15 protein-coding genes are annotated in these 15740 nt (G+C 68.0%); 6 read left to right on the top strand and 9 right to left on the bottom strand.

Features of this window, described 5'->3' with window-relative positions; genetic code table 11:
* Nucleotides 1-106 precede the first annotated feature (106 nt).
* Complete coding sequence (gene lhpI, locus AC2YHJ_RS17810; RefSeq protein WP_487397433.1) at nt 107-1042, top strand: bifunctional Delta(1)-pyrroline-2-carboxylate/Delta(1)-piperideine-2-carboxylate reductase; 936 nt, start codon at nt 107-109, stop codon at nt 1040-1042.
* Nucleotides 1043-1054: 12 nt separating this feature from the next.
* Here the strand turns inward: lhpI and AC2YHJ_RS17805 are convergent, their stop codons facing one another.
* The 3 genes from AC2YHJ_RS17805 to AC2YHJ_RS17795 form a co-directional block, all read right to left on the bottom strand.
* Complete coding sequence (locus AC2YHJ_RS17805) at nt 1055-1702, bottom strand: Hint domain-containing protein (RefSeq protein WP_487397432.1); 648 nt, start codon at nt 1700-1702, stop codon at nt 1055-1057.
* Between the two features lie 330 nt (nt 1703-2032).
* Nucleotides 2033-3142, bottom strand: coding sequence for an alpha/beta fold hydrolase (locus AC2YHJ_RS17800; protein ID WP_487397431.1), 1110 nt, complete (start codon nt 3140-3142; stop codon nt 2033-2035).
* Between the two features lie 151 nt (nt 3143-3293).
* A complete protein-coding gene (locus tag AC2YHJ_RS17795; protein WP_487397430.1) occupies nt 3294-3896 on the bottom strand; it encodes a transposase in 603 nt (200 codons plus the stop codon).
* 304 nt (nt 3897-4200) lie between these two features.
* Here AC2YHJ_RS17795 and AC2YHJ_RS17790 point away from each other — a divergent pair, with 304 nt between their 5' ends.
* Together AC2YHJ_RS17790 and AC2YHJ_RS17785 are read left to right on the top strand one after the other, a co-directional pair.
* Complete coding sequence (locus tag AC2YHJ_RS17790; protein WP_487397429.1) at nt 4201-6246, top strand: hypothetical protein; 2046 nt, start codon at nt 4201-4203, stop codon at nt 6244-6246.
* Between the two features lie 84 nt (nt 6247-6330).
* Nucleotides 6331-6738 carry a hypothetical protein gene (locus AC2YHJ_RS17785; protein ID WP_487397428.1) on the top strand — a complete coding sequence of 136 codons (408 nt, stop codon included), beginning with the start codon at nt 6331-6333 and terminating at the stop codon, nt 6736-6738.
* Nucleotides 6739-6831: 93 nt separating this feature from the next.
* Here AC2YHJ_RS17785 and AC2YHJ_RS17780 read toward each other — a convergent pair whose 3' ends face one another.
* The 3 genes from AC2YHJ_RS17780 to AC2YHJ_RS17770 form a co-directional block, all read right to left on the bottom strand.
* Nucleotides 6832-7944, bottom strand: coding sequence for a glycosyltransferase family 4 protein (locus tag AC2YHJ_RS17780; RefSeq protein WP_487397427.1), 1113 nt, complete (start codon nt 7942-7944; stop codon nt 6832-6834).
* A gap of 216 nt (nt 7945-8160) precedes the next feature.
* The gene (locus AC2YHJ_RS17775) at nt 8161-8658 is read right to left on the bottom strand and encodes a L,D-transpeptidase family protein (protein ID WP_487397426.1); all 498 of its coding nucleotides are present in this window, start codon (nt 8656-8658) and stop codon (nt 8161-8163) included.
* A complete protein-coding gene (locus AC2YHJ_RS17770) occupies nt 8655-9821 on the bottom strand; it encodes a GTP cyclohydrolase II (protein WP_487397425.1) in 1167 nt (388 codons plus the stop codon). Before AC2YHJ_RS17770 ends, AC2YHJ_RS17775 begins: the two co-directional genes overlap by 4 nt.
* 253 nt (nt 9822-10074) lie before the next feature.
* Here AC2YHJ_RS17770 and AC2YHJ_RS17765 point away from each other — a divergent pair, with 253 nt between their 5' ends.
* Together AC2YHJ_RS17765 and AC2YHJ_RS17760 are read left to right on the top strand one after the other, a co-directional pair.
* Nucleotides 10075-10791, top strand: a complete 717-nt coding sequence (locus AC2YHJ_RS17765; RefSeq protein WP_487397424.1) for a response regulator transcription factor — start codon at nt 10075-10077, stop codon at nt 10789-10791.
* Nucleotides 10792-10842: 51 nt separating this feature from the next.
* Nucleotides 10843-11229, top strand: coding sequence for a carboxymuconolactone decarboxylase family protein (locus tag AC2YHJ_RS17760; RefSeq protein WP_487397423.1), 387 nt, complete (start codon nt 10843-10845; stop codon nt 11227-11229).
* Nucleotides 11230-11232: 3 nt separating this feature from the next.
* Here the strand turns inward: AC2YHJ_RS17760 and AC2YHJ_RS17755 are convergent, their stop codons facing one another.
* From AC2YHJ_RS17755 to AC2YHJ_RS17745, 3 genes are all read right to left on the bottom strand, one after another.
* Nucleotides 11233-12387 (bottom strand): MFS transporter, encoded by a 1155-nt coding sequence (locus AC2YHJ_RS17755; protein WP_487397422.1) that lies wholly within the window; start codon nt 12385-12387, stop codon nt 11233-11235.
* A 111-nt stretch (nt 12388-12498) separates the two neighbouring features.
* Nucleotides 12499-13827: an ammonium transporter gene (locus tag AC2YHJ_RS17750; RefSeq protein ID WP_487397514.1), complete on the bottom strand. Its 1329-nt coding sequence runs from the start codon at nt 13825-13827 to the stop codon at nt 12499-12501.
* A 44-nt stretch (nt 13828-13871) separates the two neighbouring features.
* On the bottom strand, nt 13872-14210 hold the full coding sequence (locus AC2YHJ_RS17745; RefSeq protein WP_219765190.1) for a P-II family nitrogen regulator: 339 nt from the start codon (nt 14208-14210) through the stop codon (nt 13872-13874).
* Nucleotides 14211-14393: 183 nt separating this feature from the next.
* On the opposite strand from AC2YHJ_RS17745, the gene AC2YHJ_RS17740 reads away from it, so the two are divergent.
* Entirely contained in the window at nt 14394-15605 is a 1212-nt protein-coding gene (locus AC2YHJ_RS17740; RefSeq protein WP_487397421.1) for a UbiH/UbiF/VisC/COQ6 family ubiquinone biosynthesis hydroxylase, read from the top strand.
* The last annotated feature ends 135 nt before the right edge of the window (nt 15606-15740 follow it).

Genomic DNA, 15740 nt, shown 5'->3' with positions numbered 1-15740 from the left:
CGCAAACCGTCCGTGGCGAAACTTCGCCCCTCGGACCAGGGGGCCTAGCAAACCGCGGGCCGGACAGGCAAACCGATTGACGACCGACGCACCGAAGGGGGCCGCTATGCTGCAACTGGACAAGGCGGCGCTGCGCCGTGCCCTGCCCTGGGACGACCTCGTGGCCGCGCTGGAGGCGATGTTCCGCGAGGGCTGCGAGGCGCCGCTGCGCCACCGCCACACCATGCCCGGCGCCGGCGGGTCCGAGACGACGCTGCTCCTGATGCCCGCCTGGCGCGCCGGCGAGCATACCGGGGTGAAGATCGTCCACGTCGCCCCCGCCAATGCGGCCCTCGGCGAACCGTCGGTGCACGCGGCCTACCTGCTGTCCGATGCGCTCACCGGCGCGCCGCTCGCCCTGATGGATGGCGGGGAACTGACCGACCTGCGCACGGCGGCGGCGAGCCTGCTCGCGGCACGCCACCTGGCGCGGCCGGACAGCGCGCGGCTGCTGGTCCTCGGCAGCGGCAAGGTCGCCCGGGCCCTGGCCGAGGGTTATGCCGCGCGTTTCCCGATCGCCGACATCGCCATCTGGTCGCCCCGGGCGGCCAATGCCGAACGCCTCGCGCGCAGCCTGGCGGAGCACGGCCTGCCTGCGCGCGCGGCGGCCTCGCCGGACCCGGGCGGTGCGGACATCGTCACCGCCGCCACCCTGTCCGCCGCGCCGCTGGTCCGCGGGGCGGATCTGCGCCCGGGGACGCATGTGGACCTGGTCGGGGCCTATCGCCGCGACATGCGTGAATGCGATGGCGCGACGCTGGCCCGCGCGACCCTGGTGGTGGACACCCGGGCCGGCGCCCTGGCCGAGGCCGGCGACATCGTCCAGGCGATCGCCGAGGGTGCCATCGCGGAGACGGCGATCGCCGCCGATCTCGCCGAGCTGTGCCGCGGCACGCATCCCGGGCGCCGCAGCGCGCAGGAGATCACCGTCTTCAAATCCGTCGGCTGGGCCGGCGAGGATCTGGCCGCGGCAGTGCTCGCCTATCGTCGCGCGACCGGCTGAAGCCGGCGCCGGTCAGCCCGCCGGCCGCAACGCCACCGCGAGCCGCCGGCGCAGCGCATCGAGCGCCGGATCGCCCTCGGTCAGCACCGGGGCGCAGACCGCTTCGGCATAGCGCCCATTGCCGCGCAGCGCCTCGCCATCCACCGCGAAGGGCGTGATCCCGCCATTGTCGAACAGGTGGCGGGTGCCTTCGTCGATATAGGTCTCGCTGACCGCGCCTTCGCTGATCACCAGGCCGTGCCGTTCAAGTTCGATGTGGTGGTAGGTCACCTCGCGGCACCAGCTTTCCTGCACGATGCTGCTGCCGTTCAGCAGCAGCCGCGCCGGCACCAGGCGGCCGCCGAGGAACAGCGCGTGCTCGGGGCTGACGCGCAGGTCGCGGAAGGGCACGCCGTCGCCGAGCGCCCCGGCGCGGATCACCACCGGCGCGATCCGGGCCGGGCGTGGATGCTGCGCGAGCTTCACATGGAGTTGCCCGACCCAGACCAGCGGCTGCAGCACCGGCCCGCCATGGACCGTCGCGACCATGTCGCCGGGGCGCAATGCCTCGACCGGTACCGCGCCGTCCGCGACGGCGATCAGCGTGCCCGTCGCGAAGCAGGTGGCGTCCTGGCGACTTGGTCGGGATTTGGCCGTTTCGTGGCCGGTCTGTCCGGTCATGTCGCACTCTGGGGGTTCGGGCCGCCGGCGAGGCCGGTCTGACGTGACGCAAGGCGGAAGAGGGGGGTCTTGCCGCCATCTGGATAAAGCCACTATTCGCGCATTTTTCCAAGTAATATCAATCGGTTGATAATATTAATCGATGCGTCTCATCGCGCATTGTCGCTATTACCGACCAATACCTGCGATTGCATTAATGCGCGGCGAGACTCACGAACTCGTCAGGTCGCGTCCGCCAGCGGTCCCCTCGATTGCACCCATGGCGCGGCCGGCCAGGGCCGCGCGTCCCACCAGGTGGCGACGCCCGCGCCGGACCTCGGCCGCCACCCGCTACCGCAGGAAGTCCAGCAGCAGCCGCACCGTCTCCGCCGGCCGTTCCTGCTGCACCCAATGCCCCGCGCCCGGGACGAGATGTGTCCCGCGCCAATCGGCGGTCGCCTCGCTCTCCATCTTGCGTAGGGCGCCGGGGGCCTGTTGCACCCCCCAATCCCGCGCGCCGCCGATGAAAGTCGCCGGGACGGCGATGCGGCAGCCCGCGAAGGCCTCCATCTCGAGATTGGTGGCCGCGAAGCGCGTGCGGTAGCCGTTCAGCCCGCCCTGGAAGCCACTGCGGCCGTATTCGGCGGCATAGACGGCAAGGTCCGCCTCGGTCAGCCAGGCGCAGGCGGCGACCTCAGCGGACGAGGGCATTTCATGCGCCACCGTCTGCGGCATCGTCTCGGCCGCATCCATCACGTAGTAGGTCGGCAGCTTCGCCAGTTCCTCCGCCGTCCAGCCCTTCAGCGGGAAGACGTCGTTGCCGGCCCAGTCACCCGATTTGTGGTGGTAGTAGGCGCGGAAGAAAGCGTGCAGCCCGCCGGGAGCGGCCATGATGTCGCCATTGGCCGGGCGCGTTGCGTAATACCAGTGGTAGTGCTTGCGTGGCCGCTTCAGTGCGCCGAGGTCGGCAGCGATGTCGCGGGCCGGCGCCCGGTCCGCGGTGCCGAGGCCCGGCGGCCCGGCGAAGGGCGCGCTCATCAACGCGACGCGGCGGAACACGTCCGGCCGCAGCAGGGCGCAATGCGCCGCGACCGGCGACCCGAAATCATGCCCGATCACCGCGTGGACGTGCGGCACGCCCAGCACGCCGAGCAGCGCCAGCTGGTCCCGCACCAGGTTGATCATGGCGAAGGGCCTGAGGTCGCTGTCATAGGCATCCGACCAGCCGATCGTGCGGCCATAGCCGCGCTGGTCCGGCGCGATGACGTGGAAGCCGGCCTCGGCCAGCGGCAGCATCACCCGCCGCCAGGAAAAGGCGAGCTCCGGGAAGCCATGCAACAGCAGCAGCACCGGCCGCCCGACATCCCCGGCCTCCAGCACATGCATCGTCAGGCCGTTGATGTCAGGGACCATGCGGGCACGGATGCCAGCGGGCAGGACGGCGGGGCTGAGCGGATCCATGGGCGTTCCTCCGAGTGGTTGGCACGCATCCGGCCTGGGTTGGGCGCGGGGATCAAGGGTCGGCGGATGATCAGAGAGGGGCGCGGCCTCTCCTCGCACCTCACCCCACCAAAGGCCGCGGGGCCTTTGGAAACCAACAGCCGCACACGCATCAGGCCGGTTCCAGGCAGCGGGCGATGCGGCCGCGGCGACTGATGCGCAGCAGGACGCTGCGGACGATGCGCAACAGGCGCGGCAAGTCTGGGTTGGTCAGGTCGCGCAACAGGTGGATTTGCACGGCCTTCATCGTTTCGGACAAATCGGGATTGGGCAGCAGCCAGGATGGCCCGGGCAGGGCGCGATGCAGGCCGAGGCGACGCGCCAGCACATAGCCCTGCAGGCCGATGATGCGGATGGCGCGGCGATGCGCGGCGCAGACCCAGTCGCGGATGTCGCGCAGCGGGCGCGGCGCGCGGCGGCGCGCGACCCGCTTCAGCAGGGCAGTCCAGACCCCGGCATGGGCCAGGCGGCGGAAATGCCGATGGATGGTGTCGGTGCGGCCATAGGGGGAACGGAAGGACGACCACGGTAGACCACGCGCCATGACGGCCTGGAAGATCCCATCCATGCGCCGGCGAAGGTCGGGGACGGGGCGGCCGGCACCGGTGGTTTCGACATGGGGGCGCAGGGCCTCCCACTCGGCGTCGGAAAGGGGGGTCCAGGGGCGGGATTCGAGGGAAGGGTCTCGCGGGGCGATGCGGGGCGGGGGATGCATGGGCAGGGGTCCTCCGGCGCGGTGGGTGAAAGGGCGGGAGGATATAGGAAAAAGAGCGCTTATAGAAAGGAAAAAAAGCACAGATACGTCTTTGCCGAACGCGAAAGGCTCCGGTCCCGGACCCCGTCTGCCGTTCCGGGTCGGCGCGTTTCGGAAGGATGCAGGAACGACAAGCCGCAGAAATGAGTCTCACCAAGTGTGCCGATCTTCTTTGCCCGGCAACCGCGCCGAATTCGATGTTCAGCGCCCTGCGAAATCCATTACGATTCATTATATACCATTTTACTTTAGAAGAGGCTTATCCATGAGCGCGATTGACGACAATGTTCATGCGCAACTCCAGTTGCTCGCCAGCATGCGGTTGGAAGGCATGGAACCCGATGCCTGGCAGAAGTGGCAGGACAAAATAGATGATTTGAATAATCAGTACGATGCAGCTCGTCGCAAAGAAAAGGATGATAAAAGTTCCGCTGCGGAGAAAAAATACGCAAAAGATCTGGGCGACAGCATAGCGAAGGGATTGCCGGCCATCGTGAAGGGCCTGCAAGCGGCGATTTCCGCCTTCGACAAGGGTGACGCCGTCACCGGCTCCGCGGCCATCATGGATATCTGTGCGGCGGCTGCCCCGATCATCAGCGCCATGCTGGCCGCCACCGGCCCCGAGGGGATGCTGGTCGGGGCCCTGTTTTCCGTCATCGGGCAGATCCTGTCTTTCTTCGCGCCAAAGCAGCCGTCGCTGAAGGACCAGATCCAGAAGATGCTGCAGGAGCTCGACGCAGAGCAGCAACTGCAGGGCCTGGGCGCGATCAGCCTGGCCAATGAGGTGCGTGACAGGGAATTGACGACGATCTGCCGCAACCTGTCCGGGCATACGCAGCTGTCGCTGCTGGTGCGGGAGGCCGAGAAGGCCGAGTTCGACGACTTCGAAAAGCTGCGCGGGAAGACGATCATCGTCGCCCGGGATTCGAGTGCGGCCGCTGACGCGAAGTCGCGCTACCCCAACTGCACGATCCAGTTCCTGGACGAGGTCGCCAAGGGCCGGCGCGATGCCCGGGAGTACATCGTCAAGACATTGATCGCCAACCATCGGGCCGACGCCCTGTGTGGCCTCGATATGAGCAATCGGTCCCTTCGCGACGAATGTGGCGGCATGGCGCTGGCCGACACTCATCTGGACCCGCAGCGGCAACCTTCGATCCTGGAACTGCCGTTGCTGACCGAAGATGATGCCGATGTCTTCGAAGCCCGGATGAAGGCACTCAATTTCGCGACCTGGCGTGCCCAGGCAAAATCGGATCATGCAGCATTCAAAAACTGGGAGGTCGCGGCGTGGCTCAAGATGAAAGAGAAGCAGAACAATCCAAAATGGCCTGAAGTCCTGGGTGTTTGGTGCCGGACCTACAACGATCTGGTCGTCTCCAATATCAAGTTCAACTGCCTGATCGACCCGGAGATGGTCCGGAAGATGGTCCGATATACCCATGAGGCGGATGGCGGCTGCCCGCTGCCCACGCACAGGAAAATGACAATACATGGATTGCTGACTGATCTTCAGGGGCTGGCATTGGATTTGCGCACGGAAAGTGCAGCTTGCAATGGGGTGGCGCTGGGGGTTCTCGAGGCTGTTGTTCCAGCGGCGCAAGGCTGGGGATTGTTCGCCCATCTCGGGACCAACCACGGTGTGTATTTTACCAGCGGCGCAGCGAACCTGTCGCGTTGGACCGACAAGAGCGACGCCAACTACTTTCATGTGATGAATATAGTTCCCGCTGCCACCAGCGATGACGACGGTAGCCCGCGGAAAGCCCAGTTCGACCTAAAGCCGCGCTATCATTGTCTGATTCTGAAGAGCAACAGCGGTGAATACCCTTCGAATCATTCATGGCTCGATCACCTTTGGGTGCGGCCTGATACCTTCGCCATCAATGACGCGCGTCTCATCCGGGATAACCCGATGTTCTTCGACATCTGCGCGGTCGAACGCAGCGGGCAGCTGGAGTGTTGGGCGATACCGGGCGGAAGGGACATGGTCGAGCGCTGGGCGCTCGACAAAGCGAACGACTTCAAGATCTTGCCCGGAGGAATCGTGCCCACCAGAACGTCGGTGCTTGAGAATGTTCGGGCATTTTACCCGATGCTGGATTCACTCCTGCAGAACGATCCTGACAGCGCCGCAATCGATCCCGGATCGGCCTGGTTCAATCCCGACCATGAAGCATATTCGGCACTTGTTTATGCAGGGCTTCGGGCTTCGGCCGACATCTATGTTCATGGATCGAATGAAGGGCATTACGTGCCGTCGCCCTGGTCGGAATACAATGGCATTGCGGTGGACAAGAACTACCTGTGAGTATTCTCGCATTGGCGTCTGGCCTGCGCCACGCATGCCTCGGTCGTCGCCTGCATTCTGCAGAAGATTAAGACACCACGGTGGATGCAGTATTCGATCCCCAACAAGATGCTGGGGCGGTACCCCTATTTCGACAGCCGCGGCATCAGGCAAGAAGACAGGGATGGTTGGGCTGAATTGGGTCACGCGACCGATATGAAGGGCCTGATATCGCTGAGCCCCTGTGCGGACGGTACGATGCTCGCCAGCGTGGTCTATCGCGCGTTCAGTGCCCACCAGAACCCGTATACACATACGTGGAACGTGTTCGACGAACCCAATATGTACACGACACATTACGCGATCGACGTGGCGCGCCAGTCCATTCAGATCGTTGAACCCTGGACGAAGACCGAGGGCAGCGCATTGCAGGTCCAGAAGATGCCGGTTCCCTGCTGGTCGCTCATGTCATCCCTGAAAGTGAAGCTGGAATTCCTGCAAGCGAGGGGGTGAATCCGCCTCCCGGGCGCCAAGTGAAGGTTTCCAGAGGCCCCGGGCCTTTGGTGGGGTGGTCTGGAGGGGCGACGCCCCTCCAACCTTCGCCTCTCAAGCCCCCAGTAACTCCATCGTCCGTGCGACCACCTTCGCCTCGTCGAACTTGTCCAGCGCCATCGCCTGCCCGGCCGCACCCATCCGCGCCCGCAGCGCCGGGTCGCGGGCCAGTCGCGACAATGCCTCGGCCAGCGGCGCGTCGGTCATCGGCGGCACCAAGAAGCCGGTCTCGCCCTCCTTCACCTGCTCCCGCGGCCCGCGGATATCCGTCGCGACCACCGGTAGCCCGGTCAGCATCGCCTCGATGATCGACATGGGCAGCCCTTCGAAATGGGAGGGCAGGCAGAACACATCCGATGCGGCGAGGATCGCCGGGATGTCCTCCCGGTAGCCGAGGCGTTTGACGCGCCGCCCGAGCGCGGCCTCGGCACGGTCGAAATGCGGGTCGAGGTCCTCCCCATGGTCGGAGGCGAGGCGTTCGCCCACCACCCACAGCACAGCGTTGTCCGGCGTCGCTTCCATCGCGCGCAGCAGTTCCGGGTGACCCTTATGGCGCACCAGGCGCGACACGGCGGTGATGACGCAGTCGGTCTCGCTCGCGCCGAATTCGGCGCGGATCGCTGCGCGGGCCGCGGCATCCGGGTGGAACAGCGCCGGGCTGCGGCCGTTCAGCACGGCGGTGGCGGCAGGATGGATGCGCAGGCGCCTGGCATCCGCCGCCTCCTCCTCGCTGACCGTCAGGAACACGTCGGTCACGCGTCCGCCCAGGCGTTCCAGTTGCAGCGACAGCGACCGTCGCCACCAGGGTCCGGGCTGGTTGAACAGGAAACCGTGGCAGGTATAGGCGATGCACGGCACGCCTGCGGCCTTTGCCGCCAATCGTCCGAGCAGCCCGCTGATCGGCATGTGGGCATGCACCAGGTCGAATTTCTCGCGACGGAAGAAGTCGAGCAGCGCCCGGAAGGCGCGCGCCTGCGGGACGGGATTGAGGCTGCGGGCGAGTGGCATGGCCTCGACGCGGAAGCCCTCGGCGCGGGGGATGCCGAGCAGCGGGCCCTCGGCGCAGACGCCAATCACTTCATGTCCACGATCGCGCAAGCCACGCATCAACGGCAGCAGGAAGTGGCGGAGCGAGAAGTCCACATTCGTCAGTTCGCAGATCTTCACGCAAGTCCCTCGCCGCTGCCGGAGAGGGCTTCGCCCCCTCCGGACCTCCCCCACCAAAGGCCGGGGGGCCTTTGGAATGCCGATTCCTGGTGCCGGGCACCACGCGCGCTCTGCTTCGCCCCAACCCGCCCGGTGCGCAAGGCGCCAAAAACCGGCATTCCAAAGGGCACTGCCCTTTGGTGGGGTGGTTTGGAGGGGCAAAGCCCCTCCAACCTGTCAGCCCAAGACCTCGACCGCGTCCATCCCCGCCGCCAGCAACCGCCGTAGTTCCGCCTCCGGCAGCGCCACGCACCCTTCCGTGGGCGCCAGGCCGGGCCGTGCGACATGCAGAAAGATCGCGCTGCCGCGCCCGCGCTGCACGGGCGCGTCGTTCCAGCCGAGCACGCCGATCACGTCATAGACCGCATCATCCCGCCACAGCCTTTCGTGCCGCGCGGCGTGCGGCAGGCGGATGCGGGTGTTGTAGGCAGCGTCGGCGGGGTCGTCGCACCAGCCGTCATCGGGCGCGATGGGTTCGACCGGCAGGGTGGTGGCCGGGCGCGGGCCGCGATCGGCGCGCCAGAACACGCGGCGGATCGGCAGCAGCCCGGTGGGGGTGGCACCGTCGCCTTCCCGCTTGGTCGCGCTGATGCCGCCCTGCCCAAGGGCGCAGCGCAGCGTCTGCCCCTGGAAGCGCAGCAGCCCGTCCGCGGTGACGCGGGCCGTCCCGCTCATTCGGGCAGCAGGTGGCCGAAGCGCCGTGCCTTGGTGCGCAGATAGTGGTCGTTCACCCCGTTCGGATCGAAGGCATGCGCCTCGCGGCCTAGCACTTCGATGCCGCAGGCGGCGAGGCCGGCGATCTTGTCGGGGTTGTTGGTCAGCAGGCGCACGCGCTCGACGCCGACGGCGCGCAGCATGGTGGCGGCGACGAGGAAGTTGCGCTCATCGGCGCCGTAGCCGAGCGCGCGATTGGCATCGAGCGTGTCGAGCCCACCATCCTGCAGCGTATAGGCGCGCAGCTTGTTCACCAGCCCGATGCCGCGGCCTTCCTGCGCGAGATACAGCAGCACGCCCCCTTCGGGGTCCTGCGCCATGCGGGCGATGGCGCCGCGCAGCTGCGGCCCGCAATCGCAGCGCAGCGATCCCAGGAGGTCACCGGTGAAGCATTCCGAATGCGCGCGCACCAGTGGCGCGCCACCTTCGGCCGCGGTCTTCTCGGGCGTGCCGATCAGGATCGCCAAGTGCTCGATGCCGCCCTCGGACGCGCGGAAGGCGATGATGCGCGCTTCCGGCGCGTCCTCCAGCGGCACGCGGGCCTCGGCGACGCGCGCCAGGGAGGTCGCGGCGGTGGCGGGATAGGCGAGGATGTCGGCCGCCGTCACGCTCAGCAGGGAAAGGCGTTCCGCAGTGGCCTCGCTGGCCGGGGCGGCGACCAGGGCGGGCAGCAGCCGGCCGAGTTTGGCAAGCGCGATCGCCGCCTGGGCGAGCGGCGGGGCGGGCACGCGTTCGGGCAGTTCGGGCAGGATTCGCTCGGCGGTCGGGTCGGCCAGGCTGCGCAGCGTCTCGGGCGCGGTCAGGGCGGGGGGGAGGCGCAGCGCGACGGCACCCTCATCATCCGGGGCATGCGGGACGGGGCGCTGCAGCACCGCCGCCGCCCGCACCGGGGCGAGCAACAGCACCGGGGCGACGCGCGCGGTCGCGGCCAGTTCCGCCAGGCCGAGCGCGCCGACCGTCTCCGCCGCCGCGACGATCAGGCACGCATCGGGTCCGCGCAGCAGGACCGGGGTGCCGCGCCGCAACTCGGCCATGGCGCGGTGAACCTGCCGCAGGGCGGATACGCGGGGATCGCCCGTCACGTCGGGCAGGGGCTCCGAGGCAAGGCCGCCGTGTGGCGTCATGGTAAGGCGTTCCATCGTTGTTTCGATGGCGCGCCCTGAATATGGCGCGCCGAAGGCGGCACACTGGCCCCTGGATGTGGTACGTTGCGCCAACCCGTCCAGATGAGTGAAGTCGCAATCACAGATGTGCGATTTCGCGCCGGGGGCGGCGTGGGCGCTGGCACAACCGTGTCGGGCAGTTCATACGTCGAACATACTCCGCCGTTACGCCGGGGGGTCGGCAAAACGGCACTAGATGAGGGGATGCTGAGGAATGGCAGGGCCGCGTCCTGTTCTTATCGTCGAGGATGATGCAGCACTGGCCGGCACCCTCGCGGATCAGCTGGCATTGGACTCTGAGTTCGAACCGGCCGTGGCCGGGCGTCTCGCGGAGGCGGAGGCGATGCTGGCCACTCCGGGCAGCCGTTTCGACCTGATGCTGCTCGACCTGACGCTGCCGGACGGCAATGGGCGGGATTTCTGCGTGCGGGTGCGCCGCGGCGGGCTGCGCATGCCGATCATCATGCTGACCGGATCGGATGGGGAGGCTGATATCGTCAGCGGCCTCGATGCCGGGGCGAACGACTACATCGCCAAGCCGTTCCGCCTGGCCGAGCTGCTGGCGCGCATCCGCGTGCAGCTGCGCGTCTATGACAGCAGCGAGGACGCGATCTTCCAGATCGGGCCCTACCTGTTCCGCCCGGCCGCCAAGCAGCTGCACGACCCGGCCAGCGGCAAGCGGCTCCGCCTGACCGAGAAGGAGGCGGCGATCCTGAAGTTCCTGTATCGCGCCGGCGGCAAGCCCGTGCCGCGGCAGATCCTGCTGAACGAGGTCTGGGGGTACAACAGCAACGTCACCACCCATACGCTCGAGACGCATATCTACCGGCTGCGGCAGAAGATCGAGCCGAACCCGGCCGAGACGCGCATCCTGGTGACGGAGACCGGCGGCTACCGGTTGGAACTGGCGAGCACCGGCGAAGCTGCCTGAGGGACCGTTCGCCAGGTCCGGCACCGGCCGCATGATGGCGGAGGGTTTCGCATGACGCGGCTGGTGTCCTACGACGAAGCACCGCCCGAGGTCCGGGCGGTGTTCGACGACATCAAGGCGACGCGCGGCGTCGCCGACGTCAACAATTTCTGGAAGGCGATCGCGGTACATCCGCCGACGCTCGCCCGCACCTGGGACAGCCTGAAGCAGGTGATGGCGCCCGGTGCACTCGACCCGCTGGTGAAGGAGATGCTGTATCTCGCCGCCTCGGCGGCGGCGGGCTGCACCTATTGCATCGCGTCCCACACTGCGGCCGCGCAGGCCAGGGGGATGACGGCGGAGATGCATGGCGAACTGCTCGCGGTGCTCGGCATGGCGGCGGAGACGAATCGCCTGGCCGAAGCGCTGCGAGTGCCCGTGGATCCGGCCTTCGAGTAGGGTCTACATGGCTTTCTGCCGTCGCATCGCACTGGCGTAGATGCCAAGGGCGGTCAGGCAGACGGCCAGGAATCCCGCCGCCGTCAGTAGCGGTGCTGCAGGCAAGCCGGTCAGATCACGCACGAAGCCCGCGAAAGGCGGCAACAGGGCGAGCCCGAGATAGAACACCGTGTAGTGCACGCCCATGCCGAAGGCCCGGCTCTCGGCGGAAAGCGCGCGCCCGGCGAAGGCCATGATCAGGCTCGAGGGCGGCGCAGCCAGCAGGCCGAAGGCCGGCAGGGTCAGCCAGGCCGGCGCACCGGCCGCGGTGGCGGCAAGTGCGGCCACCATGCCGAGCAGGCACAGCACGCAGACGAGCATCGGCCGGCCCAGCCGCTCCGCGATCGCCCCGCCCATCGGTTGCAGGGGCAGGATGGAAAAGCCGATTAGCGACGCGAGCGCACCGGCCTCGGCGCGACTCATTCCCTGCGCCACCAGGAAGGCGGGCGTGAAGCCGACCGCGACGGCGAAGGACGCATTGTATCCGGCCCAAACGACGCCGAGTGCCAGCAGCGGCCGCCATTCAGCGCGCAGCAACCACATCCGGCGATGCGTGGCGGCCTGCGGCCCGGCGCCGCGGACGGTGACAGTTAGCAGGAGGAAGGCGAGGCTGCAGAAACCCGCGGAGAGCCACAGCCCTGCGCGCCAATCCTCACCCAGCAAGGGCAACACCAGCAGCGCAAGGCCGATGCCGAAGGGCCAGGCCATCAGCATCATGCCCATGGCCAGTGCCACCGAAGCACCCGTGAAGCGGTCCAGCACCATCTTCGCGCCGGCGATGGTCAGCAGTGCGCCGCCTGCCCCGGAGATCAGCCGTCCGACAAGCGCGAGGGCAAAATCTGGCGCCAGCGCGAGCAGCACGCCACCGAAGGCCATCAACCCGAGACCGCCGAGCAGCACCACCCGGTCCCCGAAGCGCGCCAGCAGCCATCCCGCCGGCAATGCGACGAAGACGCCGGCCAGGGAATAGGCTCCGATCAGCGTCCCAAGCGCCGCCCAATCTGCAACCAGGCCACCGATCAGCAGTGGCCCGAGTGCGCCGACCACCTGCAACTGCGCGCCCATCGAAGTGCGGGCGAGGGCCAACACCCCGACCTCGCCCCAGCGTCCAAGAATCATGGCTGCTGCCTACGCGCTGCCGGATCGCGCCACAACGGCTCCGGAAGCGGAAAGGGCGCGACGGTTGCCCGCCGCGCCCCTCCAATCCAACCCGCCCGAAGGCGCGTGGTCTCAGTTCAGCCGCTCGCCATGCAGCGTGACGTCGAGGCCTTCGCGCTCCTCTTCCTCGGTCACGCGCAGTCCGACGATCACATCCACGACCTTGAGCAGGATGAAGGTCGCCACCGCCGTGAAGACGATGGTCGCACCCACCGCCGTGCACTGCTTGATGAACTGCTCCATCGAGCCGCCCGACCCGTCCGGCGCCGCCGTGGTGGCGGAGAGCGGACCATAGGCGAGGAAGCCGACCAGCAGCGCGCCGACGATGCCGCAGATGCCGTGCACGCCGAAGGCGTCCAGGCTGTCATCGTAGCCGAGCGCATGCTTGAGCGCCGTCGCACCCCAGAAGCCCGCGAGACCGGCGGCGAGGCCGATGATCAGCGCGGAACCGGGCAGCACGAAGCCCGCCGCCGGGGTGATGGCGACCAGCCCCGCCACCGCGCCGGAGATGGCGCCGAGCACGCTGGGCTTGCCCTTGGTCACCCATTCGCCGAACACCCAGGCGAGGGTGGCCGCGCCGGCGGCGAGTTGCGTCACCAGCATCGCCATGCCCGCGCGCCCGCCGCCCGAGGACGCGGCCGAGCCGGCATTGAAGCCGAACCAGCCCACCCACAGCAGGGAGGCGCCGATCACCGCGAGGCCCAGGTTGAAGGGCGACATGTTCTCGGTGCCGTAGCCGATGCGCTTGCCGAGCACGAGCGCGGCCACCAGGCCTGCCACGCCGGCATTGATGTGCACCACCGTGCCGCCCGCGAAGTCGAGCGCGCCGAGGGCGAACAGCCAGCCATTCGGATGCCAGACCCAATGCGCGATCGGCGCATAGACCAGCAGCGACCACAACGTGATGAACACGACCAGCGCGGAGAACTTCATGCGGTCCGCCACCGCGCCGGTGATCAGCGCGGCGGTGATGATCGCGAAGGTCATCTGGAACATCAGGAAGACGCTCTCGGGGATGGTCATCGCCACCGCCGCGTCGCCCGTGCCGAGCGTGAAGGGCTTGTCCCAGTTCTCCGCGAGGCCGGTCAGCATGACGCGCGAGAAGTCGCCGAAATACTGGCCACCCTCGCCGAAGGCGATGGAGTAGCCGGCCACCATCCACAGCACCGTCACGAGGGCGGTGATGAAGAAGGACTGCATCATGGTGGCGAGCACGTTCTTCTTGCGGACCATGCCCGCATAGAAGAGTGCGACGCCCGGGATGGTCATCATCAGCACCAGGGCGGTGGAGGTGAGCATCCAGGCGGCGTCGCCGGTATCCACCTTCGGGGCCTCCTGCGCCATCGCGGGCATCGCCGCAAGCAGCAGTGAGGCGGCGGCGAGGCCGCCGCGCGCGAACATGCGCTTCACGTTCGTCGTTTCCTTTCCGTGCATGATCGCCGGCCTCACAGGGCCGAGTTGTCGGTCTCGCCCGTGCGGATGCGCAGCGCGCGCTCCACATCGAGGACGAAGATCTTGCCGTCGCCGATCTTGCCGGTGCGCGCGGTCGTGGCGATCGCCTCGACGACGGCATCGGCGAGCTCGGCCGGAACGGTGACCTCGATCTTCACCTTGGGCAGGAAGCTCACATGGTATTCAGCGCCTCGGTAGATCTCGGTCTGGCCCTTTTGCCGGCCAAAACCCTTCACCTCGGTCACCGTCAGCCCCTGAACGCCGAGCGGGGTGAGCGCTTCGCGCACCTCGTCCAGCTTGAAAGGCTTGATCACAGCCATAACCAGTTTCATGGCGCCGTCCTGTTCCCTCTCTGCGGCGGACGGGAGGATGACTTCCAAGACCCGTGCCACAGGCGGAACCCGCCGCAACCTGCGGCTGCCGCGCATGGCGCGGAATCGGGCGCCGCGAAATCGGGCAGATGCACAATATCGGTGCATGATGCCGGCCAGGCGCTTCCGGCCTAGATTTGGCGCATGAGAACTCCGCTCGAAGTCGAGGTCTGCATCCTTGGCGCCGGCCCGGTCGGCGCCACCCTGGCCGCCGCGCTCGCCGCCGGCGGCGTGCGCGCCGCGGTCGTTGATGCCGCGCCGCTGCCGCCGATGGAATTGCCGGCCTTCGATGGCCGCGCCTATGCGATCGCCGCGACCTCCCGCCGCCTGCTCGATGCCGCGGGGGTCTGGGACCAATTGCCGGAGGAACCCTGCCCCATCCTCGGCATCCGCGTCGCCGATGGGCGGCCGGGGGAACGTGCCTCGCCACTCGCGCTGCATTTCGACCATGCCGAGCTGGCCGGCGAACCCTTCGGCTGGCTGGTCGAGGCGCGGGCGCTGCGCGTCGCGCTGAATGCCCGGCTGCCGCTGCTGCCGGAGCTTTCGGTCTTCGCGCCGGCCACCGCGACGGTGGAACGTCGTGCCGAAGGTGTCGCCATTCGCCTGTCCGATGGGCAGGAGATCCGCGCCCGCCTCGTGGTCGGTGCCGAGGGGCGCCATTCGCCGCTGCGCCGCGCCGCCGGCATCCCGGTGACGCGGATCGACTACCACTGCATGGGCATCGTCGGCGCGGTGGCGCACGAAAAGCCGCACCACAACCAGGCGCTCGAGCAATTCCTGCCGCACGGGCCCTTCGCCCAATTGCCCATGCACGGCATCCCCGGCCATCCGCATGTCAGCGCCATCGTCTGGACCGAACGGACGGCGGTGGCGAAGCGCTGCCTCGCCCTCGACGACGCCGCCTATGGACGGCAGATCGCGGCGCGGATCGGCAATCACCTGGGCGCCGTGACGCCGATCGGGCGGCGCTGGGCCTATCCGCTGACGGCCATGCATGCGGCCCGCTACACGGCGGAACGCCTCGCGCTGGTGGGCGATGCCGCGCATGGCATCCACCCGATCGCCGGGCAGGGGCTGAACCTCGGCTTCCGCGACGTCGCCGCCCTGGCCGAGATGGTGGTCGAGACGGTCAGGGCCGGGGAGGATCCGGGCAGTCCGGCGCTGCTGGCGCGCTACCAGGCGGCGCGGCGGCCGGACAGCCTGGTCATGCTGGGCACGACGCATGTGCTGGAGCGGCTGTTCACCTCGCGGCTGCCGCCGGTGCGCCTGGCGCGGCGGCTGGGCATCGCGGCGGTGGACCGGTTGCCGGCGCTCAAGCGATTCTTCGCGGCGCGGGCGATGGGGCTGTCGCGCTGAGCGCCACCCCCGCGGCACGGAAATGTCCCGGACCTGGCGAAATTGGCGGCCTGCAGCGCGTCTATCGCAACGTTATTTCTACGTTAATCCACGCTGATTGGATCGAAGGAAGAACCGATAGGCAAGCAGAGCCTC

This window comes from Roseomonas sp. SRI_022 (assembly GCF_057586215.1).
The sequence above is the reverse complement of the archived record's forward strand: the minus strand, read 5'-3'. Positions and strand labels throughout refer to the sequence as shown.